This window comes from Streptomyces sp. NPDC028991 (assembly GCF_055564775.1).
This window is the reverse complement of the sequence record NZ_JBVHVP010000018.1, coordinates 115,629-134,976: the sequence shown is the minus strand read 5'-3', so window position 1 is coordinate 134,976 and position 19,348 is coordinate 115,629. Positions and strand designations below refer to the sequence as shown.

Annotated in this window: 19 protein-coding genes, 1 tRNA gene and 1 pseudogene; 9 read left to right on the top strand and 12 right to left on the bottom strand. The window is 67.1% G+C overall.

The genetic code is table 11. The features are described from left to right. The 3 genes from ACZ4V1_RS28335 to ACZ4V1_RS28325 all read right to left on the bottom strand — a co-directional run. Positions 1 to 320: ATP-binding cassette domain-containing protein (locus ACZ4V1_RS28335; protein WP_468341351.1), on the bottom strand; the 320-nt coding region annotated here is incomplete at its 3' end. Positions 321 to 470: 150 nt separating this feature from the next. Continuing rightward, positions 471 to 1,313 (bottom strand): DUF4097 family beta strand repeat-containing protein, encoded by an 843-nt coding sequence (locus tag ACZ4V1_RS28330; protein ID WP_468341348.1) that lies wholly within the window; start codon positions 1,311 to 1,313, stop codon positions 471 to 473. 151 nt (positions 1,314 to 1,464) lie between these two features. Further along, on the bottom strand, positions 1,465 to 1,977 hold the full coding sequence (locus ACZ4V1_RS28325) for a hypothetical protein (protein ID WP_468341345.1): 513 nt from the start codon (positions 1,975 to 1,977) through the stop codon (positions 1,465 to 1,467). A gap of 431 nt (positions 1,978 to 2,408) precedes the next feature. Here ACZ4V1_RS28325 and ACZ4V1_RS28320 point away from each other — a divergent pair, with 431 nt between their 5' ends. Next, positions 2,409 to 3,683: an APC family permease gene (locus tag ACZ4V1_RS28320; RefSeq protein WP_468341342.1), complete on the top strand. Its 1,275-nt coding sequence runs from the start codon at positions 2,409 to 2,411 to the stop codon at positions 3,681 to 3,683. 59 nt (positions 3,684 to 3,742) lie between these two features. Here the strand turns inward: ACZ4V1_RS28320 and ACZ4V1_RS28315 are convergent, their stop codons facing one another. From ACZ4V1_RS28315 to ACZ4V1_RS28305, 3 genes are all read right to left on the bottom strand, one after another. After that, positions 3,743 to 4,048: an Rv3488 family transcriptional regulator gene (locus tag ACZ4V1_RS28315; protein ID WP_468341340.1), complete on the bottom strand. Its 306-nt coding sequence runs from the start codon at positions 4,046 to 4,048 to the stop codon at positions 3,743 to 3,745. 353 nt (positions 4,049 to 4,401) lie between these two features. After that, entirely contained in the window at positions 4,402 to 5,625 is a 1,224-nt protein-coding gene (locus tag ACZ4V1_RS28310) for a helix-turn-helix domain-containing protein (protein WP_468341337.1), read from the bottom strand. Continuing rightward, on the bottom strand, positions 5,618 to 5,836 hold the full coding sequence (locus ACZ4V1_RS28305; RefSeq protein ID WP_468341334.1) for a hypothetical protein: 219 nt from the start codon (positions 5,834 to 5,836) through the stop codon (positions 5,618 to 5,620). The genes ACZ4V1_RS28310 and ACZ4V1_RS28305 overlap by 8 nt, the downstream gene beginning before the upstream one ends. 35 nt (positions 5,837 to 5,871) lie before the next feature. Between ACZ4V1_RS28305 and ACZ4V1_RS28300 the strand changes: the two genes are divergently transcribed. Further along, positions 5,872 to 6,408: a LacI family DNA-binding transcriptional regulator gene (locus ACZ4V1_RS28300; protein ID WP_468341331.1), complete on the top strand. Its 537-nt coding sequence runs from the start codon at positions 5,872 to 5,874 to the stop codon at positions 6,406 to 6,408. Here ACZ4V1_RS28300 and ACZ4V1_RS28295 read toward each other — a convergent pair. Further along, complete coding sequence (locus ACZ4V1_RS28295; protein WP_468341328.1) at positions 6,327 to 6,668, bottom strand: hypothetical protein; 342 nt, start codon at positions 6,666 to 6,668, stop codon at positions 6,327 to 6,329. The two genes, ACZ4V1_RS28300 and ACZ4V1_RS28295, sit on opposite strands and share 82 nt — an antisense overlap. Continuing rightward, complete coding sequence (locus ACZ4V1_RS28290) at positions 6,661 to 6,885, bottom strand: choice-of-anchor P family protein (RefSeq protein WP_468341325.1); 225 nt, start codon at positions 6,883 to 6,885, stop codon at positions 6,661 to 6,663. The genes ACZ4V1_RS28295 and ACZ4V1_RS28290 overlap by 8 nt, the downstream gene beginning before the upstream one ends. A 1,039-nt stretch (positions 6,886 to 7,924) precedes the next feature. On the opposite strand from ACZ4V1_RS28290, the gene ACZ4V1_RS28285 reads away from it, so the two are divergent. Next, on the top strand, positions 7,925 to 9,010 hold the full coding sequence (locus ACZ4V1_RS28285) for a hypothetical protein (RefSeq protein WP_468341322.1): 1,086 nt from the start codon (positions 7,925 to 7,927) through the stop codon (positions 9,008 to 9,010). A 278-nt stretch (positions 9,011 to 9,288) separates the two neighbouring features. On the opposite strand, the gene ACZ4V1_RS28280 is transcribed toward ACZ4V1_RS28285, so the two are convergent. Continuing rightward, positions 9,289 to 10,497, bottom strand: a complete 1,209-nt coding sequence (locus tag ACZ4V1_RS28280; RefSeq protein WP_468341319.1) for a Fic family protein — start codon at positions 10,495 to 10,497, stop codon at positions 9,289 to 9,291. A 435-nt stretch (positions 10,498 to 10,932) separates the two neighbouring features. Between ACZ4V1_RS28280 and ACZ4V1_RS28275 the strand changes: the two genes are divergently transcribed. The 5 genes and pseudogenes from ACZ4V1_RS28275 (at position 10,933) to ACZ4V1_RS28255 (ending at position 16,410) form a co-directional block, all read left to right on the top strand. Continuing rightward, positions 10,933 to 11,742, top strand: coding sequence for a hypothetical protein (locus tag ACZ4V1_RS28275; protein ID WP_468341316.1), 810 nt, complete (start codon positions 10,933 to 10,935; stop codon positions 11,740 to 11,742). Between the two features lie 84 nt (positions 11,743 to 11,826). Further along, a complete protein-coding gene (locus tag ACZ4V1_RS28270; protein WP_468341313.1) occupies positions 11,827 to 12,951 on the top strand; it encodes an XRE family transcriptional regulator in 1,125 nt (374 codons plus the stop codon). Between the two features lie 77 nt (positions 12,952 to 13,028). Then, positions 13,029 to 14,469, top strand: a pseudogene (locus ACZ4V1_RS28265) (ATP-binding protein). A 454-nt stretch (positions 14,470 to 14,923) separates the two neighbouring features. Then, complete coding sequence (locus ACZ4V1_RS28260; protein WP_468341310.1) at positions 14,924 to 15,133, top strand: helix-turn-helix domain-containing protein; 210 nt, start codon at positions 14,924 to 14,926, stop codon at positions 15,131 to 15,133. Between the two features lie 74 nt (positions 15,134 to 15,207). Next, on the top strand, positions 15,208 to 16,410 hold the full coding sequence (locus ACZ4V1_RS28255; protein WP_468341307.1) for a site-specific integrase: 1,203 nt from the start codon (positions 15,208 to 15,210) through the stop codon (positions 16,408 to 16,410). Positions 16,411 to 16,481: 71 nt separating this feature from the next. On the opposite strand, the gene ACZ4V1_RS28250 is transcribed toward ACZ4V1_RS28255, so the two are convergent. The 3 genes from ACZ4V1_RS28250 to ACZ4V1_RS28240 all read right to left on the bottom strand — a co-directional run bounded on the left by ACZ4V1_RS28250 (position 16,482) and on the right by ACZ4V1_RS28240 (position 18,634). Continuing rightward, positions 16,482 to 16,555, bottom strand: a tRNA-Pro gene (locus tag ACZ4V1_RS28250). 67 nt (positions 16,556 to 16,622) lie between these two features. Next, on the bottom strand, positions 16,623 to 17,375 hold the full coding sequence (locus ACZ4V1_RS28245; protein WP_468341304.1) for a Pr6Pr family membrane protein: 753 nt from the start codon (positions 17,373 to 17,375) through the stop codon (positions 16,623 to 16,625). 332 nt (positions 17,376 to 17,707) lie between these two features. Then, positions 17,708 to 18,634 (bottom strand): metallophosphoesterase, encoded by a 927-nt coding sequence (locus tag ACZ4V1_RS28240; protein WP_468341301.1) that lies wholly within the window; start codon positions 18,632 to 18,634, stop codon positions 17,708 to 17,710. Between the two features lie 109 nt (positions 18,635 to 18,743). On the opposite strand from ACZ4V1_RS28240, the gene ACZ4V1_RS28235 reads away from it, so the two are divergent. After that, positions 18,744 to 19,208, top strand: a complete 465-nt coding sequence (locus ACZ4V1_RS28235; RefSeq protein ID WP_468341298.1) for a GatB/YqeY domain-containing protein — start codon at positions 18,744 to 18,746, stop codon at positions 19,206 to 19,208. Positions 19,209 to 19,348 lie beyond the last annotated feature (140 nt).

The window sequence follows — 19,348 nt, the reverse complement described above, 5'->3', positions numbered from 1 at the left end:
AGTCCGTCGACGGCGGAGAACTGTCCGGTGACGCCGATCGCGGCGCGTATGGCCTGGGGGTCGGTGGCGAGGTCGTGGCCGTCGATCCGGGCCTGTCCGGCGTCGGCGGTGATGAGTGTGGTGAGGATCTTCACGGCGGTGGTCTTGCCGGCACCGTTCGGACCGAGCAGCGCGAACACGGACCCGGCCGGGATGTGCAGGTCGATGCCGTCGAGGACGGTCTTGTCGCCGTAGGACTTACGCAGACCGACGGCGGAGACGGCGGCCGGTGAGGGCCGATCACCACCCCGCTTGGACGTGGGCATGACAGATGAGGGCATGGAGCTCTCCCAATCGAGAGGTGAAGTGGCTGGGGCGGAGTGACTCGGGCGAAGCGACCGAGTGAGGCGACCGGAGGGAAAGGGGGAAGGGGGGAAGGGGGGAAGGGGCGAAGGGATGTGAAGCGAGGTGGCGGTCCGTTGCGGCGGTGCTCAGAGCTTGGCGCGGCGGACGTCGATGTTGCCGTACTTGGTACGGGCCCGGACCTTGACGGTGTCCTCGGTCTCCCCCGGGGTGTCGGACATGGTGAGCGTGTTGTGCACCTGCCCGGCGTTCGAGTGCGCGTCGAGCCAGGCGGCCGTGCCCTCGCGGATGCCGACCTCGATGGCGCCGTAGGAGGTCTCCAGCCGCACGTCTCCGCGGGCCACCTCACCCACGCGCAGCGTGCCGTAGGCGGTGGTGGCGGTGAGCGAACCCTCGGCGCGGGTGACGTTGATGTCGCCGTTGGCGTGCTTCACGTGCAGGTCGCCGATCGCGGTGCCGACAGTCGTGGCGCCGTGCGAGTTCCTCAGGACGGCGGAGCCGTCGATGAGGCCGACGCGCACACTGCCGGAACTGGTGGTGATCTCGGCCGCGCCCTCCACCCGGTCCACGGTGACCGAGCCGTGGGAGGCGGTCAGCTGGAGCGGACCGGTCGCGTCCAGGCGGACGTCACCGCCCGAGGTCTTCACCCGGACCTCGCCGAGCCGGCCTTCGCCGAGTACCTGCGTCCAGGAGCCGGTCGCGTCGATGCGCGAGCCTGCGGGCAGTTCCACCGACACGTCGACGGCGCCGGTGGGCCCGATGAAACGACGCTCCTTCGTGCTGATCGTCAGGACGCCGCTCGCATAGGAGACCTCGGTCTGCTCGGCGGCCCGTACGTCCTTGTCCCGCTTCGGGTCGGCGGGACGCACCTCGACGACCGTGTCGAGTCGTTCACCCGCGGTGAGCCGGATGGAACCGGCGCCCACGTGGGCGGTCACCGCGATCGGTTCGGGTGTGTCGAAAGAAGGCATGGCTGTACCGTCCTCGTGAGTCCTTGGAGCGTCTTCGCTGGTGAACGTGGTGCAGATGAAGTGGTGCCGGAGAAGTGGTGCAGATGAAGTGGTGCGGGTGACGTAGTGCGGGTGAAGTGGTGCGGGTGAAGCGGTGCCCGCAGGCGCGCGGCTAGCGCACCCAGCCCGTGAAGCTCTGCCCGACGGTGCGGGCCGTCTCCGTCGTACGCGGCCGGGTGTCGCCGTCGACCGCGGCCGACACGGCCCGCACCAGCCACGCGTTGACCGAGAGGCCCTCGCGGCTCGCGGCCTCCTCGGCGCGCGCCTTGAGATGGGCCGGCAGGCGCAGGTTGACGCGGGCGGTGCCGCCCTCGTCGCCATCGGCCGGGGCCCTGAGTGGTTCGGCGGGCGCGGCCGGTTCCGCGGGAGAGGTGTCGCCGGTGGGCGGCGGCGTCACCACGAAGTCGGGGTCGAGCCCACGCAGCCGTACGTCCACCGAGCCGGGGGCGAGTTCACGGGTGATCTCGTCCATCGCGGCGGAGAGCACGTTGAGCATGGTCAGCCGGGTCGCCGACTCCAGGGGGGCGGTGAGCCTCTCGGCCAGCTCGCGAGCTTCCTCGCCGCCGGCTTCGGCGGCCACCGCGAGTTCTCGGCGGAGGGTGTCGACATACGGGGTGAGGTCCATGACGCCATAATGGCACCACTGTGGCGCCATCTGCAAGCGTGAACGGCGTTCTTGGGTGAAGGGTAAGTGCGAACGCGACCTTGACCAGCGGAAACGACGATAACCTCAGGCGTGCAGAACACTGCGAGCCGATACGCCTAGGATGCGAAGTGACACCATCTGGCACCACCTGGCGCCACGGAGTGCCACCTGCCCCTACCACCTGCCCCCTGACATGGGCTCATCCGGCATCACCTGGCCCCACGCCTGTCAACCGGTTGCGGCACCCTCCGAAGAGCCGCTCCAGCTCCCCGGTCCCGAGCTGGTGTACAGCCGATGAACAGAGGAGTCGGCGGCGAGCGATCAGGGGGCGTCGCTTCCGGCCTCATATATCGTCTTCCGATATCGGAGTCCGTGAAGAACGGGCCCGCGGCCGCCGAGGGAGTGCATGCATGGGCAAGCCACCGACCGCCGCGCGTGTACCGGACGAGTTGCAGCGCAGGCTCGGCGTGCCCGACGCCGTGGTGATCGGGCTCGGGGCGATGATCGGCGCGGGGATCTTCGCCGCGCTCGCCCCGGCGGCAGACGCGGCCGGCTCCGGGCTGCTGCTCGGGCTGGCCCTGGCCGCCGTGGTGGCGTACTGCAACGCGACGTCCTCCGCCCGCCTCGCCGCCCGTTACCCGGCCTCCGGAGGCACCTACGTCTACGGCCGTGAGCGCCTGGGCGACTTCTGGGGCTACCTGGCCGGCTGGGCGTTCGTGGTCGGCAAGACCGCATCCTGTGCGGCGATGGCACTCACGGTCGGCTCGTACGCATGGCCCGGCCAGGCGCATGCGGTCGCGGTCGCGGCGGTGGTGGCGCTGACGGCCGTCAACTACGCGGGGGTGCAGAAGTCCGCCCTCCTGACCCGCGTGATCGTCACGGTCGTCCTCGCCGTCCTCGCCGCCGTGGCCGTCGCCGCGCTCATCTCCGGTGAGTCGGACGCCGCGCGGCTGGACATCGGCTCGGACGCCTCCTTCGGCGGAGTGCTCCAGGCGGCGGGCCTGCTGTTCTTCGCCTTCGCCGGGTACGCACGCGTCGCCACCCTCGGGGAAGAGGTCCGCGACCCCGCCCGCACGATCCCCAGGGCGATCCCGCTCGCCCTCGGCATCACCCTCGTCGTCTACGCCGTCGTCGCCGTCGCCGTGCTGACCGTGCTGGGCCCGAAAGGGCTGGCGGACACTCCGGCGCCACTGACCGACGCCGCGAAGGCCGCGGGCGCCGACTGGCTCACGCCGGTCGTACGGGTCGGCGCCGCCGTCGCCGCGCTGGGCTCGCTGCTTGCGCTGGTCCTCGGTGTCTCCCGCACCACCCTGGCCATGGCCCGCGACCGGCACCTGCCGCACGCGCTCGCCGCGGTCCACCCCCGCTTCAAGGTGCCGCACCGGGCCGAACTGGCCGTCGGCGCCGTAGTGGCCGTAGTCGCGGCGACGGCGGACGTGCGCGGCGCGATCGGGTTCTCCTCCTTCGGCGTCCTGGTCTACTACGCCATCGCCAACGCCTCCGCCTGGACCCTCGGCCCCGACGAGGGACGTCCTCCTCGCCTCGTCCCCGCGGTCGGGCTGACCGGCTGCCTGGTGCTGGCCTTCGCCCTGCCCCCGGCCTCGGTCGCCTCCGGCGCCGCGGTACTGGCCGCCGGCGGCGCGGCCTACGGGGTACGCCGTTCGATGACCGCACGCAGGCCGTAGCCCGTAGCCCGCAGCCCGTAGGCCATGAGCGGGATATGTGACCGACCGCCCCCGTAGAGCTACGCCGTACCGTCGCCCAGAACTTCACGAGCCAGCTCCGCCAAGGCCCTGCGGTCCTCGGCGAGTGCCTGCTTGCCGGCGTCGGTGGCCCGGTAGACCCGCCGGGCCCGCCCGTCGACGACGCGCTGCTCGGAGACCAGAAGCCCGTCGGCTTCCAGCCGGTGCAGGGTCGGGTACAGCGTGCCGGGGCTGATCCGGTAGCCGTGGCGGCCCAGTTCCTCGGTCATCCACGCGCCGTGGATCTCCTCCTCGGCCGCGTGGTGCAAGATGTGCAGCCGCACCGCGGCCCGCTGGAACTCCCGCACTCTGGCACCCGCCTCCGGCAGTGACGAAACCGATATCGGGAACCGATCCTACGCCCGGGCCGGAGAAGTCACTCGGTGCGCACCGCGAAACACCGTGCGGACACGGCCTGTTGCAGCAGTCGTCGACCGGCCGGAGATGCGCGTGCGCTCAGGCTTCTTCCGCTCCTGCCCCTCAGTCGCCCCGCCCATGCGGTCCTCCGGCACGCCGGGCTCGGCTTCCAGGCGCATCGGATCGATCGTTGTGAGGGGCTGCGAGAGAGATTCCTCCGCGACGCTGCCGCAGGAGTGGGAGCTTGCGGCGTGCTGTAGCACCAGGTCTGCGCGTGGGGACGACTTCGTGGACTCGGATGGACTCAGACGATCGACTTGATGGTCTTGTCCGCGTACCGGAGTGTCTCGTCGACGGCCTTGTCCATCGCGCGCAGAGCGTCGGGCTTTGCCGTGAGGAGAGCGCTGACGTTGATGCTGCTCACGGCGAGGAGACAGCCCGCCACGGTGAGGAACTCCTTGTACCGTTCCTGTCCCTGACGCCCGAGCGATTCCCAATCCCGGGGCTCCGGCGGCAGATTCACCCTCCACTTCTCAAGGGCGTGGGTGCCGTGGACGCTGACGTACTCCATGACGTCCGCGGCGCGATGCAGTACGTCGATCATCGCGTCGAAGCCTTGCTGCGACTGATCCAGGGCCGCCTCCGCTGTCTCGACCTCGGTCCGGAGACGCTCCTCCTCCTTCTTGTTCCGGCGCTGCCTCAAGACGTAGAAGCCGGCGGCCGCCAGCGCTGCCGCCGGGGCGGCGACCATACCGGTGAGCAGAAGAGCTCCACCCGCCATGCCCGCACCGCCTGCGGCCAGCGTGCCTCCTCCCAGGAGGGCCAGAGTCGCGTTGGTCGCGGCAACCCCGGACAGCGTCGAAATAGCTGCTCCGGTGGAGGCGGTCCCGAACAACGCGGCGGCAGTGAACGCACCGTAGGCCGCGGCGCCGCCGACTGCCACCCCCGCCGCACCTCCAGCGGCGGCACCGCGGATCGCGTTGGCGATCCCGACGGACATGGCCTCGATCCGTATCGCGGTAGGAACCTCGCCCGTGCTCTCGATCTCCTCCTCGCTCGGCCTCGCTGGCTCGGGCGCCCCGCTGATGCTCTCGGCCAGCTCCACGAACCTCAGGAAGAACTCGTCGCGGGCGGCATCATGGACATGGTTGAAGGCTTCCCCGAGTTCCTGGGTGATCTTCGACCGCTGGGCCACCTTCTCGTTGATCCCGGCGTGACGCCTCTTCGTCTCCGCGACTTGGTCGCGCAACTTCACCGGCCGCTGGCCCCGTTGACGCGCGAGAGACCTGGTTCGGTCCTCCGCCTCCCGCTCGAGTTGCCCGGGGGTCAGTTGGAGCGCGAGGGCGATGGCGGCCAGACGGTGCTCCCCGGGGCTTACGAGCCCGCGCTCGATCCGGGAGATCGAAACCGCTCCGCCCTTCCCGTAATCGGCGTGCTCGGCCAGCTCTTCCTGGGTCATGGAGGGTTTCCGGGCCTGACGGTGCTCGCGGATCACGAGGCCCATCGCCTCTGCGCTGAAGTCATTCACCGGTCCCGGTCCTCTTGGCCGGCGGGCTGTGACGACGCCAGGAGGACCGAGCCTCACGTGCCAGCGCACCACCGGAGCGGAAAGCCTGGGCGCTGTCTTCCGCGAACTGCTTGGCTGCCTTGACGACGGCCGGGTCACGACGGACTTCCTCGGCGGTATGGATGTTCTGGGCGGCGGTGAGGGCTAGTTCAGTGAGGTTGAGGCGAGACATGGCAGTGGACCTTTCGTCGCTGACGGGGCCTGCGCATGTGCAACATAGCGTCACTTAGTGTTCGCCGTCGGCACTATGGCGACACCGGCGGTGGTCAGCCGGGCCGACTGCCTGTCTCGTGCGCAGCAGACGGCTTCGGTTCAGCCGGGGCCATCGAGGGACCCGACGGCATGGGGGTCGATCTCCTCGACGGCACCGCTCGCACCGGCGGACACACCGGTGCCAAGCTGGCGGACGCCGCCCGCCGCGTGGGCGTCTCCACCGGCACCGTGTCCAACGTCCGCAACCACCCCGGACGCGTACGGGAGGACACCCGCGCCCGCGGCGAACTCGCCATCACCGAGCCGACCTTCATCCGCGGCGGAACCCCGATGGAAAACGCCTCCCACCGGCACCACAACGGACGGCTTCGCCACCTGGCTGTCCGTGCCCGCCACCTCCGGCTGGTACCCGAAGAAGGCACCCCGGGAGCGTCAGTGCGCTGCGCGCCTCAGAGGTCGACTGGCGACGCGTCGTCGCCGAGTTGTGGGACCACGCCTGTCATCAGGCGCTCTTCCAGGACGGACGCGTAGATGGCGGCTCGAGTGGCGGCGGGATGGCTCGGCGGCCAGATACCGCGGCGGAAGACGCAGCGGCGACCGCGGTAGAACACCACTGTCGTGGCGGCGACGACCACGTCACCACCCGAGCCGCCGGATACGACTTCGCACGTGAGTGACTCCAGTTGGCTGCTCCGTCGTTCGCAAAGATCCTGGACAGCCCGAAAGGCGGACCGCAGGAACACGTCCGTGTATTCCTGCGGCCCGGCCCAGCAGGCGGGGTCGTCAGTCACCGCAGTTGCGTATCGCGCTGTCCGTCGAGGCCAGGACGACCTCACCACCGCCGGCGGGGAGGACGAGGTGGACGCCATTGACCTTCAGGCCGGAGTCGGCGCCGGTCGAGGGCAACTGTTCGTTCACGATGAGTCGGCCACCTCCGACGAGCGGGATCTCACTGTTGGGTGAGGGCACGAGCGTCGGCCTTGGAAGCACCGAGCGTGGATCAGCCATGAACGGTGATCCGGTGGGATGTTGAGGCGGTCTCGTATGGTGTTCATGACCATCCGTGGGCCCAGATTCGCGAACGTGCAGGTTCAAGAACAATTGGCCGCCTCACGGTGGGCAGCCCTGACGAGTACCCCCTGGGAGAAGACGACCAAGATCGTCTCCCAGACTTCTCCCATCAGGTCCCGGAAACCACTCAGGGGCCCGACCCGCTAAGCGGATAGGCTCCTGACCTGGTACTTCACTGTCGGGGTGGCGGGATTTGAACCCACGACCTCTTCGTCCCGAACGCGATCAGAGCGTGCTTGACCTTGATCCTGAGCACTGACCTGCGCGTGCGCAGTCCAGGACCGTCCGCTTCAGTCCGGGACGATCGTGGTTCGGCTGCTCCGTTTGGCCCCCTGTTTGGCCCCCGGGGGTCGGGCTTTTCGGCCCTTGGAGGCGGATGGTTCGGGCCCGCCGCGTGCGCCTCTGGAGCAGGCGCTCCCAGGCTTCCCACGGACGGCGGGCCCAGGCGCGTGGCGCGCCCAGCCGGTTACCTACGGATGTGCACCGTGATCTGCCATCCAGCGGCAGCGGCGACGATCGCCACCCCGAGCGGTACGTTCGCGCTGAGGCCGATCACCGAGCCAGCCGCAACACAGATGGTGGAGAATCCGATCTGAGCCCAGGCCAGTGCGCTTCCGCCGGCCTCAAGGGACCCGGTCGGTGCCGTCGAGCGGTCGTGCTGACCGCCCGGTCCTGGGGTACGTTCAACAGTGCTCAATGTAGAAGTTCCTCGCTTCTCTGGGGAACCGCAGGCACCAGGGCGCTGTGCTGCCAGGCTGGTGGCCCTGGCGCCTGCGTAACTGTCCGCGGCCGGGGGCCCGTTACACGTCGTAGGCCCTTGCCGCTCACCACAAGGTTCCCCTCTGACTTCCGACGGGTCGGGTAGACTGTCGGACGGATTGATCCTCATGGCTGCTAAGTTGACATTGAATAGATGAATATGCATGACCAAGTCAGCATGCAGATCAATCCGTAGCGCTCAAAGGGTGGGGGAAAGTTGCCGCCGAAGGACGGGAAGGTCGAGGTTCGACTAGAGACGCTACGTGCCCTACGGCGCGGCGAGTTGCCGGCCGTCACGGCTGAGGCCTTGGGTCTCTGGCAGGAGGGCCATCAACCAGCCGACATTCGCGTGCGGCGCGCGTACCTCCGGAACGACAAAATCGAATCGGTAGAGGACGAGCGGAAGCCCTTGCCGATGGCGCAGCGCCCACTTGCAGCGCGCATGATCACCCCCAAGGGGGTCGCGCTGAAGCTGCACCTCATGTTGTTGTTTGCCGCGCAGTGCTCTGCCAAGCCCGGGAAGACGTGGAAGAACCCGTACCCCGTGGAGCCGACGCCGCAGAGTGATCACTCATGGATGGGGTTGACCGCGACCATCGCCAGATACCGCGGTCCGGGCATCCAGGGTGCCTCGGTTGCCACCAACAAACGGCGACAGGTCACAGAGGCGCTGAAGAAGTTGGAGGGGCTCAATCTGATACGCCCCACCAAGGGTCCCGGCCGGGGGCGGCAGGGATTCCACTTGTTGCACGAGAACGGGAAGAGCACGCCAGCGGCCGGAGTGCCGTATGTGGTTCCGACTGACGCCGAGCCGTTCGTGGAGGTTCCCCGGGAGTTCTTCACTGAGGGTTGGGTGCACGTCCTGACAACCAGTGAGATTGCCGCGCTCCTGATGTGGCTTGATGCTCTGAAGTACGACTGGATGGCGACCGCGGACCCGTCGCTGTTCGTAACGAGGGTGACGAGCGCGGTGCGGCAGGGGGCTTACGGTCTGGGGCGAGAAGCCTATGAGACGCATCAACAGCTCGATGCATTTCAACTGCTCGATGTGCTCCGGCCCGAGAAGCGTCACGACGACGGTAAGTGGCAAGAGTTTGCCCAGGACAGTAGCGACCTGGCCTGTCACCGTGTCGCGTTGACCCCGAACGGGTTCAGTCGAGATGCCGGAGAGGTGGTTCAAGAAGTGCTGCAACGCCGGGATGCCCGGGGGGACTGGTCGCGCCCTCCGTTTGCAACCCGTCGCTACTGGAAGATTGTGCTGCGTAAACCCGAGCGCGGCCCGGACGATCAGCGCGAGGGCTGAGCGATCTCGACCTCGAACGGAAGTATGGGATGGTTGTCGACAGTCATGAGTGATGTGGCGTAGGACCCTCCACCCGCTACGGCACGCCCGGGATTGGACACCGGCGGACTGGCTTTAGTGGCGGACCGCTTGCTCCCGAACGCGATCAGACCCCCTCGTGACCTTGTGTCGCTGGTCACTGACCTGCTCGTTCGTCTCCGGCGTCGTCCACCAGTGTCCAGGACGGTCCTTGTGGTGCTACCTCATTTGGCCCCCTCGGAACACTGTGTTGCCGCAGGTCATGGGACTGGGAGGACGGTCTGCTGTGGCGGTGGCGGTAGCTGCATGACTCTCAACACGTCATTGCACGCAAAGATCCGTCCGTAGTTACCCTCAGAGCGCTGCGTAAGGATTCCCAGTTCAGCGAGCTTTGCCACAGCTTGATTGGCGGCTTGGTACGTAACCTTGTAGCGATCGGCGGCATCCCTGACCGTGAGCATCGGGTAGCCGATCAAGTCCTCCGCGATCTGGAGTGAAACCCCCTTGGCTCTCAGCGCCCGCAGCTGGTCCATGAACTTCTGTTTGAGTTCGATCAAGCCGCTGACCTGGCGCATCGCTTCGTGCGCCTGCGCCTCTACGGCCTGGCAGAAGAACGAAACCCAGGGGTTGAAGTCGCCTGTAACGCTGACATCGAGCAGGTGGTCTTGGTAGGCGCGACGGCGTACTTCGAGCCACGGCGACAGGTTGAGGATGGGAAGTTGGAGTTCGCCTGCCGCCATGAGTTGCAGGATGACTACGAGACGCCCGAGACGGCCGTTTCCATCATTGAAGGGGTGAAGGGTCTCGAACTGGTAGTGACCGAGCGCCATCTTCACAAGGGTGTGAATCTCCTGAGCCCCGTTGATCCATCCCTCCCACACGAGCAGGCCATCGCGCAGTCGGTGATCAGGTGGTGCCGGGACGAAGCGCGCATCTTCGACGTTGGCACTGTTGAGCCCGATGAACACCTGGGTCGTCCTCACTCGTCCCGCGTCACGAGTCTCACTGGGGGTTCCTCGAACGAGGATTCCTTGGAGGTGCTGCAGCAGTGCCAGGGTGATCGGGCGCTCGTGAACCCAAGCGATGGCTTCCTCTGCCGCGCGGACGTAGTTGAGTACCTCGGCAACCGACGCTGATAGCTGGGCCTGGTCCTTGAAGTCGGCTTCGAGGACGTCAGTGAAGGCGGCGTACGTACCTTCCAGAGCTGACGTACTCACCGCCTCGCGCCGGATGGACGGTCGGACCAGGAGCAGAGGGTTCGGCAGTTGCCGAGCCGCCTGGTCAGCCCTTGCTACGGCAGCGGCGGCCGTTGCAACTGCCAGATGGGTTGAACCCGTGAGCTCGACGTTGTTCGGCAGGCCATCTGGGACGTAGGCGCTTGCGTGATACTCGCGACCGGCGCGGGGGTCGTAGCCGCTGATCGGCACCAAGGTGCCGATCGGTGACCGCCCCAAGAGGTTGGCATCCACAATGCAAGGTTACCCAAGCAACCTTGAATTGTGGTGCTGGGTTTTCAAGGTTGTGTGTTGCGCCCCCAGAGGTCTGGTGAGCCCTGGCCTGGCCTGCTGATTTAGCTGAGTCGACCGCACCGCCCCGTGGTGTGTGACCTTGAAGTCTGGTCCCCCAAATTCAAGGTTGCAGCATGGTTGCTCAGTGTGATGCAGACCTCGATTTTGTTACTTTAGGTAAGCATCCGGGAGCCTAATGAGCGTCAATCCGCCGGCACTCGCGCCTGCGTCACCGAGAGCGTTGTACGCGTCGGCTCAGGGGTTGGCGCCGCAGGGTGCCGAAGAGTAAGTTCAGGCTCGTAATAGATCACGCGTTCGGTTTGTTGTTGAGCAGGTACGCGGGCCCTTGGTTTACTTCCATGCGCGGATTACTGGGATGGGATACAGTCATGCGTCATGAGCGAGCAGCAGGATGCGCTAGAGGACCTGGGGTCCAGTGGTGTGCTCTCCGCCCTTCCTTGGGCCAACGCGTCGGCCTACCGGCGCACAATGCTGGATCACGAGCCCGAGACGGGACACGACCGAACGTGGATCGGGACGACTGCCCACGGGCTCACCTGTGATCGTCTGCATAGGGTGTTCTCCACCGGCAGGTTCGCCGTCGACGCACCCGAGGATGCTTCCGCGGGTCGCGATACCATCGCGGCCGGCCTGCTCCCCGGCGAGTACGCCAAAATGCCGATCATCGCTCCCGGTGTCGTTACGTGGTCGGATCTCAACCAGTCGCCGGGCTGGCGCTGCGGAAGGTGGCGCCTCCTGCTTGCCTCGTTCACCTATGGCGAGAGCAACCGCATCCCATGGCCGCGGAAGAGTCCCACGAAGCGGCGGGTTGCATCCCAGGCAAGGCCCGAGGGGTACGTAGACCCCCAGCCCATGCTCCCCTTCGCGGATGAGTCTCCGTCCCTGGCGGCCGTAGTTCAGGCGCTTACCGACGAAGGTGAAGACGCCGACGTGACGACGCTCATTGTCGCTCACAGTATCGATCCGGAACTTGGGCTCCGAGAACTTTACCTAGGGCGTTCTCGTTTGAACCGTGGAGGGGGAGAAGCCTGGTACTGGCAGCATGATCTACTTGCTACGGACTTTGGAACTCCCGGTACGGGAACGATTCCGGCTCCTCCCGGCCCCCGCCCCGGATCGCCCGGCGTGCAGGATGCTCCTGTTCGTCTGCGTCGCAAGGCGGAGGAGGGGAACGACACGCAATGAAACGAGTGGATGGTCATGGATTCCTCGCGCCGCACCGAAGTGCAGGTGGGTGACGCCTCTCGCCTTTTCGACGGACGACGCTTGATGCTGGCACGGCAGTTGGTTGGTCTTCGTAAGAACGCTCTTGCGACGAAGATCGACAAAAGCCCAACTGCCGTCGCGGCGTACGAAAACAACACGAAGCGGCCAGCGCCAGCGACGGTTGCTCAGCTATGCCTGGCACTTGGCGTAGACCCGGGCTTTTTCCTACCTGGGCCTCATCAATCTGCGGCCAGCAACGCAATCCCGCATTTCAGGTCGCTGCGTTCTACGACGCAGCTTGCGCGCGACCAGGCTTTTGCCTACGGGATGATTGCGGGGGATGTCGGTGCTGCTCTTGAGCGGCATGTCGAGTTTCCTGAACCAAACATCCCTAGGCTGAGTGTAGATGTCGATGACGAAGTGAGCGCCGTACCGGAAGAGGCTGCCCGGCTTCTGCGTAAGCACTGGGACATCAAGGCTGGTCCTGTAGGTCATCTAGTCCGGCTCGCGGAGAACAACGGTGTTGTCGTGGTATTCAGCCCAACTCAGACTGCTGCGGTTGATGCCTACTCATTTGATGATGCATATCGGCCGACGATAGTGCTGAATCCAGCCAAGGAGGATTACTATCGTCAGCGATTTGATGTTGCTCACGAACTTGGTCACCTCGTAATGCATGTAGACGCAGAGCCGGGAAGCAAGGTCGTGGAAAACCAGGCACATCGATTTGCGGCCGAACTGCTGCTTCCCGAGGATGAATTGAGGGACCTCCTCCCCAGTAAGGCGGACTGGAGGACTCTCGCGGCTTTGAAGGAGGCCTATGGTGTTAGCCTTCAAGCTCTGCTTTACCGATCTAGGTCGCTCGGTGTCATGAGTGATGTGACGTATCGCAACGCAATCGCCTATCTATCCTCGAAGGGGTGGCGTAGGCGTGAACCTGGTGAGATGCCAGCCGTGGAACAGCCATCCCTCTATCCGAGGGCTGTCGAGATCCTCTCTAGCGTCGGAATGGATGAAATTTCCTTGGCTAAGGAAGCAAGGGTGACGCCAGGGATTTTCCGAACTGTCACAGCGAGAGTGCCAGTGCGTGAGGAGCTTTTCGTTGACCCTCAACCGGTGGAAAGTCGACTACGCCCAGAGGGACACGCAATTCCATTGTTCCGCGGAAAGGAACAGCCCGGGGCGTAAAGCCTCGGGCTGACGCTTGTTCGGTCAGGACTTCACCGCGGCAGGAAACCGACGAGAAGGATCCCGCCCGCAAGGTCATCACCGACTACGCCCAACAGCACTTTCGGTACTTCCGCACCGCCGACGGGACCGTGTACGCGCAGCGCAACGGCCACCCCGTCGCCCGCCCGATCCGCTCCCAGGGCACCACGGGCAGCCACCGCCAAGAACTCATGGTCGGCCTGTTCAGGGACGGATGCGGCGTGTTCAACGGAACAGCCCTCAAGGAGGCGTTGGACTTGATCGAAGCACTCGCGCTGACCGAGGACGTGCAGCCCGTCCACATCCGCGTGGCCCCCGGCTTCGACGGGGCGACGTGGCTGGACCTGGGCCGCACGGACGCACAGTCCGTCCGTATCCACCCCACCGGATGGGACATCGCCGTCCCCGACCCGCGCGAGGTGTGCTGGCGCCGTACGCAGCTCACCGGGGAACTGCCCCTGCCTGCCAAGGACACCGACGGCAAGGGCATCGACCTGCTGCTGAGGCTCTGCAACTTCGCCAACGCGGAGACCGAGTGCCTGGCCATCGCCTGGCTCATCGGCTGCCTCGGACCGTCCGTGCCCGTCCCCGCGCCGTTCCTCACCGGGCCGCAGGGCGCGGGCAAGTCCACCGGTGGCCGCATGCTCATCAGGATCGTTGAGGGCATGAGCGGTGACCTGCGCAGGGCCCCGAAGGATGAGGAGAACCTGATCGCGGCGGTGGCCGCGGGATGGGTCACCGCCCTGGACAACCTCTCCCACATGACCCCGGACCTGTCCGACGCCATGTGCTGCATCGTCACCGGAGCCGAGAACGTCAAGCGCGCCCTGTTCACCGACGGGGACGTCTTCCGCGCCCGCTACCGCCGCCCCCTGCTCCTGACCGGCATCGACGTCGGCGTCATCCGGCCCGACCTGGCCGAACGGCTCCTGCCGCTGCGTCTGGAACGGCCCAAGGTACGGCGTACCGAGGCGGAGCTGTGGGCGGAGTACGCGGAGGTGCTGCCCGTGGTGCTCGGCTCGCTCCTAGACCTCACGGTGAAGGTCCGCGCGGTGGAGGTCGAGACCCCCACCGACCTGCGGATGGCGGACTTCGCGCACCTGTGCGCGCAGCTCGACGCGGCCACCGGCTTCGGGGCGCTGACCGCGTACCGGGCCAGTCTGGACGACCTCAACGACGACGTGATCGAGGGCGACCTGTTGGCGCAGACCGTCCTGAGGCACGCAGACAGCCTCGAACCGGGCGCAGAACAGCGAATGACGTCCACCGAGTGGCTGCACCTCCTCAGCGGCCTCTACAGCGGCGACGACTGCCGTCCGCTGCCCAAGGGGGTGGCCGACCACGGGAAAGGTCCTCTCCGACCGGCTCAAGCGCCTTCAACCGACGCTCGCCGCCCGTGGGGTGCTCATCGACTCGGGGCGCACCAGCGAGGGCCGCTACCTCGAAATGACCCGCCAGCCGGCCGCGCCGCCGCACGAGCAGAAGCGAGTGTTCTAACCCGTGCTCCGCACGACCGACCCGGACAAGCAAGAAGAGCACCGGGCGCGGCGCCGCGTGCTCTTCTTGCTGTTCGGCGGAACGCCGCCCCAAGGTCGCGCCGCGAAGCGGCTCCTTCTTCGCGCTTGAAGCGGCACCACAACAGACACCCCCTCCCTCTTTTGTCCTAAGAGGGAAGACGCTGCGTCATCTGCGTCATGCGGGCGGAAAAACGGCCCCTGGCCTGCGGCTACAGCCATGACGCAGACAGCGACCTCTGCGTCATCTGCGTCATCCGATCACGCAGCTCATGACGCGGCGATGACGCAGCTCCGAGCCGCTGCGTCACGCAAAGCCGCAGGGCACAAGCCTGTATGGCGCGGATGACGCAATGACGCAGAAATCCGAACCTCGGACAGACGCGGACTCCCGAAAGGGCCCTCACCCCGGAACCCTGCCTAGGAGGCACCACCGCATGGCCACCGTTGCTGAAGCTGCCGAACAGCTCCTCTACCGCCCCGAAGAGGCGGCCAAGGCCCTCAGGGTCGGGCGCTCGATGGTCTACGAAGAGATACGACTCGGACGACTTCAGACCGTCCGCATCGGCCGGCGCCGACTCGTGCCGCCGGAGTACATCGCGCAGTACGTCGAACTCCTCAAGCGCGAGGCAGAGGCCACCGCCTGAACTCCCCTTCACCCCAGTTCCACAGAGTCGCGCCCTTCAGGGCGCGGCCCTGTCCTATGGAGGCACAACAGAAGATGAGCGAGACCCCGAAGACCACCCGGGCTGGCCATGGTGCGGACACTATCTATTGGGACCCCGCCAAGAAGAGCTACGTGGGAGCCGTCTCCCTGGGCTACGCACCGAACGGCAAGCGCCGTCTGCCGAAGGTGTACGGCAAGACGAAGACCGAAGTCCGCCAGAAGATCCGGGACCTGAAGAAGGAGATGCAGACCGGCGTCAAGGCGCCGGCCAACTACACCGTGGCCGACGCGGTGAACGACTGGTTGGAGCGGGGACTCAAGGGGCGCGACGAGAAGGGCACCATCGGCAAGAACCGCTCGATGGCGAACAAGCACCTGATCCCGTTCATCGGCAAGGCCAAGCTGAAGGAACTCAGCGCGGACGACGTGGACGACTGGTTGGACGACAGGGCTGAATTCCTCGCGACGCGAAGCCTGCGCGACCTGCTCGCCATCCTGCGCCGCTCCATCGCGCACGCTCAGCGCCGGGACAAGGCCGCGCGGAACGTCGCCCTACTCGTCACCGCGCCGGAGGGGCGACCCGGCCGTCCGAGCAAGGCGCTGAACTTGGAGCAGGCGAAAGCCGTGCTCACCGCCGCGCGCCCGTCACGGCTGTACGCCTACCTCGTGCTCTCGCTTCTGAGCGGTGTGCGCACAGAGGAGGCGCGGCCACTCACCTGGGATCACGTCTTCCTGGAGACGACGGACGGCATCCCGCCTCACGTCGCGGTGTGGCGCTCGGTGCGCAAGCACGGTGAGACCAGGACTAGGAAGAGCCGACGGACCATCGTTCTGCCGAAGCAGGTGGTCGACGTCCTCGAAGAGCACATGCGATGGCAGAAGCTGGAGCGGGCATCGAAGGGGAAGGAGTGGAGTCCGACGGGCCGCGTCTTTACGACTCGGAGCGGCGAGCCGCTTGACGCGGCCAACGTCCGGCGAGACTTCAAGGCCATCGTGAAGAAGGCCGGACTGAAGCCGGAGTGGACGCCGCGGGAACTCCGGCACAGCTTCGTGTCTCTGCTCTCCGACCACGGCATCCCCTTGGAGCGGATTGCGCTCTTGGTCGGTCACAGCAGCCAGACGACCACAGAGGCTGTCTACCGAAAGCAACTCCGGCCCGTGATCACGCAGGGTGCCGAAGCAATGGATGACATCTTCGCCGAAGATCAGGAAGAGGAGGATACGGAGGGCGAGGAAGAGGGCGACGCGGTGGCCTGATCAAATTCGTTTGGCCCCCCGAGCATGACAGAGGGCCAATCGCGATCATGCGATTGGCCCTCTGACCAGCGTCGGGGTGGCGGGATTTGAACCCACGACCTCTTCGTCCCGAACGAAGCGCGCTACCAAGCTGCGCCACACCCCGATTGTCGCTGCTCGTCGCGGCGACGTCGTTTACTTTAGCCCACCGGCGGCCGGAGGCGAAATCCGGTTTACCGGCGGCGGCGGAGCGGATTCGGGCGGATGTGGTCGAGGGCCGCGAGGAGGACGCCCAGGGCGTAGAGGGCGAGGCCGAGGAGGAGCGCGTTGCCCAGGACGCCCTTGTAGCCGTGCTGGTCGACATCGAGGAAGGGGTAGAGGTAGCGGTCCTGGGTGCCGGGAATGAGGAGCTCGCCGCGGGCCAGGGAGAAGGCCAGGTAGGCCAGGGGGTAGAGGAGCCACGCGGCGGCCTGGCGCAGGTGCAGGCGGCCGGGGGTGGTGAGCAGGAGCCAGTCCAGGGCCGCGGCGATGGGGACGGCCGTGTTCAGGAGGTGGGCTGCGACCGTGTGCCAGCCGGGGCCCGGGCTGTCCGTCACGGCGAATGGACTCCCCGCGTTGGCCAGGAGTAGGTGGTGGACGAGGCCGGCGGCGGAGACGTAGAGCAGAGCCGCGCCGGGGAGGGCGCCCGGCAGAGGGTGACGGGCGGACCAGGCCCGGCGGGCGGAGGCGAGCATGACCAGGGCCAGCAGGATGCTGCTCTGGACGGTGAAGTGGCTCAGGGGATTCGTGGCCGGGCCGCCGCCTACTAGCAGTTCGATCGTCACGCCCGTCAGTGCCAGCAGCGCCGTGAGGAGGCGGAAGGCGGCGACCAGTGGGCGACGCACCGGGGCCACGACGGCCGTGGCCGGGACAGGGGAGGGCAGGAGCTTCGGCGGGCCCGGGACCGCGGGGAGGTCCGGGATGTCCCTGGGTATCGGGGCTGTCATGGCCTCACGCTAGACAGAGCGGACATAGCGGGCTATGTGGGTGGGCCGTGTGGGTTACCCCTCGCTCCGTGGCTCCGTGGCTCCGTGGCTCCGTGGCCCCGCGGTCGCACGGGATGCACGGGCTCCACAGCTGCACGGGCACCACCCCTCCGCAGCTACACGGGCTGCACGGACGCCACCCCTCCGCAGCTACACGGGCTGGCTGTACGGCCGGCCCCGCGGCTGTACGGCTACACGCTCTGTACGGCCGTACGGCCCCACTCGTGGCTGAGCGCTGCCGACCGTGGAGCTCCCAGATCGCGGCCCCCTGCACCGCCCGATTGCGCGCCCCGCTAGTCCCGTCCCACCAGCGTCAGTAGCGTGGCCTCCGGCGGGCAGGCGAAACGTACCGGTGTGTATCGGTTCGTACCGCAGCCGGCCGACACGTGGAGGTAGGCCGTACGGCCCTCTGCCGTGTGCGTCGACAGGCCCTTCACGCGCTCCGTGTCCAGGTCGCAGTTGGTGACCAGGGCGCCGTAGAAGGGGATGCACAGCTGGCCGCCGTGGGTGTGGCCCGCCAGGATCAGGGGATAGTCGTCCGCCGTGTAGGAGTCCAGGACGCGCAGGTACGGCGCGTGGACCACGCCCATGGAGAAGTCCGCCGTGCCCGACGGGCCGCCCGCCACCTCCGCGTACCGGTCCCGCTTGATGTGCGGGTCGTCCAGGCCCGTCAGCTCGACGGACACCCCCTCGACCTTGAGGGTGCCGCGCGTGTTCGTGAGGTTCTGCCAGCCCGCGGCGTCGAAGCCGTCGCGGAGCTCTTCCCACGGGTTGTGGACGACTCCGACGGCGGGCGCGTTGCCGTTCAGGCCGTGGCGGCCCTGAGCCTTCTCGATCAGGTACCGGGCGGGGTTGCGCAGCTTGGGACCGTAGTAGTCGTTGGAGCCGAAGACGTAGGCGCCCGGGAACTCCATCAGTGGGCCGAGGGCGTCCAGGACCTCCGGGACGCCCTCGGGGTCGGACAGGTTGTCGCCGGTGTTGATCACGAAGTCGGGGCGCAGGCCGGCCAGTGAGCGCAGCCAGCGTTGCTTCTTGCGCTGGCCGCCGACCATGTGGATGTCGGAGACCTGGAGCACGCGCAGGGGGCGCATCCCGGAGGGCAGGACGGGGATCGTCACCCGTCGGAGGCGGAACGAGCGAGCCTCGAAGCCCGCCGCGTAGACCAGACCGGCGGCGCCAACCGCTGTGATTCCCAGGGGTACTCCGTATCGTGCGCGCATGCGTCCATCGTGTCAGAAGCGGTGGCGGAGGCCGACCGCGCGAGCCGTGGGATCCGGGCGGCCGAAATCGGCAGGCGCCCTCCCTCCCGCACCTGCGACAATCACCCCCATGACCACGCTCAAGTCGAAGCTGCAGGACGACCTCAACGCCGCGATCAAGGAGCGCGATGAGCTCCGCTCCTCGACGCTCCGGCTGACGCTCGCCGCGATCACCAAGGAGGAGGTCGCGGGGAAGGAGAAGCGGGAGCTCTCCGACGACGAGGTGCAGAAGGTGATCACCCGCGAGGCGAAGAAGCGCCGAGAGGCCGCCGAGGCCTTCGCACAGGGCGGCCGCGCCGAGAGCGCCGAGCGGGAGAAGGCGGAGGGCGAGGTACTCGCCGCCTACCTGCCCAAGCAGCTGTCCGACGACGAGCTGAACGCGATCGTCGCGCAGGCCGTCGAGGAGGCGAAGGCGACCGGTGCCGAGGGGCCGCGGGCCATGGGTGCCGTCATGAAGATCGTGAACCCGAAGGTGGCCGGGCAGGCCGAGGGCGGCCGGGTCGCCGCCGTGGTCAAGAGACTGCTGGCGGGCTGAGCCCGGCGGCCCCACCGCGGGTGCCCGTATCGACGAAGGCCGGCGGCTCCCTCCAGTGAGGAGGGAGCCGCCGGCCTTTCGTCGTCATGAGTCATGAGTCATGAGTCAGTGAGTCAGTCGGTGAGCCCGGTGAGCCGGCG

Bases quoted from the DNA above. Each gene is read 5' to 3' on its own strand.
- ACZ4V1_RS28330 (WP_468341348.1), bottom strand. From the start codon at position 1,313: ATGCCTTCTTTCGACACACCCGAACCGATCGCGGTGACCGCCCACGTG.
- ACZ4V1_RS28325 (WP_468341345.1), bottom strand. From the start codon at position 1,977: ATGGACCTCACCCCGTATGTCGACACCCTCCGCCGAGAACTCGCGGTG.
- ACZ4V1_RS28320 (WP_468341342.1), top strand. From the start codon at position 2,409: ATGGGCAAGCCACCGACCGCCGCGCGTGTACCGGACGAGTTGCAGCGC.
- ACZ4V1_RS28305 (WP_468341334.1), bottom strand. From the start codon at position 5,836: ATGTCTCGCCTCAACCTCACTGAACTAGCCCTCACCGCCGCCCAGAAC.
- ACZ4V1_RS28300 (WP_468341331.1), top strand. From the start codon at position 5,872: ATGTGCAACATAGCGTCACTTAGTGTTCGCCGTCGGCACTATGGCGAC.
- ACZ4V1_RS28290 (WP_468341325.1), bottom strand. From the start codon at position 6,885: ATGGCTGATCCACGCTCGGTGCTTCCAAGGCCGACGCTCGTGCCCTCA.
- ACZ4V1_RS28275 (WP_468341316.1), top strand. From the start codon at position 10,933: ATGAGCGAGCAGCAGGATGCGCTAGAGGACCTGGGGTCCAGTGGTGTG.
- ACZ4V1_RS28270 (WP_468341313.1), top strand. From the start codon at position 11,827: ATGCTGGCACGGCAGTTGGTTGGTCTTCGTAAGAACGCTCTTGCGACG.
- ACZ4V1_RS28260 (WP_468341310.1), top strand. From the start codon at position 14,924: ATGGCCACCGTTGCTGAAGCTGCCGAACAGCTCCTCTACCGCCCCGAA.
- ACZ4V1_RS28255 (WP_468341307.1), top strand. From the start codon at position 15,208: ATGAGCGAGACCCCGAAGACCACCCGGGCTGGCCATGGTGCGGACACT.
- ACZ4V1_RS28245 (WP_468341304.1), bottom strand. From the start codon at position 17,375: ATGACAGCCCCGATACCCAGGGACATCCCGGACCTCCCCGCGGTCCCG.
- ACZ4V1_RS28240 (WP_468341301.1), bottom strand. From the start codon at position 18,634: ATGCGCGCACGATACGGAGTACCCCTGGGAATCACAGCGGTTGGCGCC.
- ACZ4V1_RS28235 (WP_468341298.1), top strand. From the start codon at position 18,744: ATGACCACGCTCAAGTCGAAGCTGCAGGACGACCTCAACGCCGCGATC.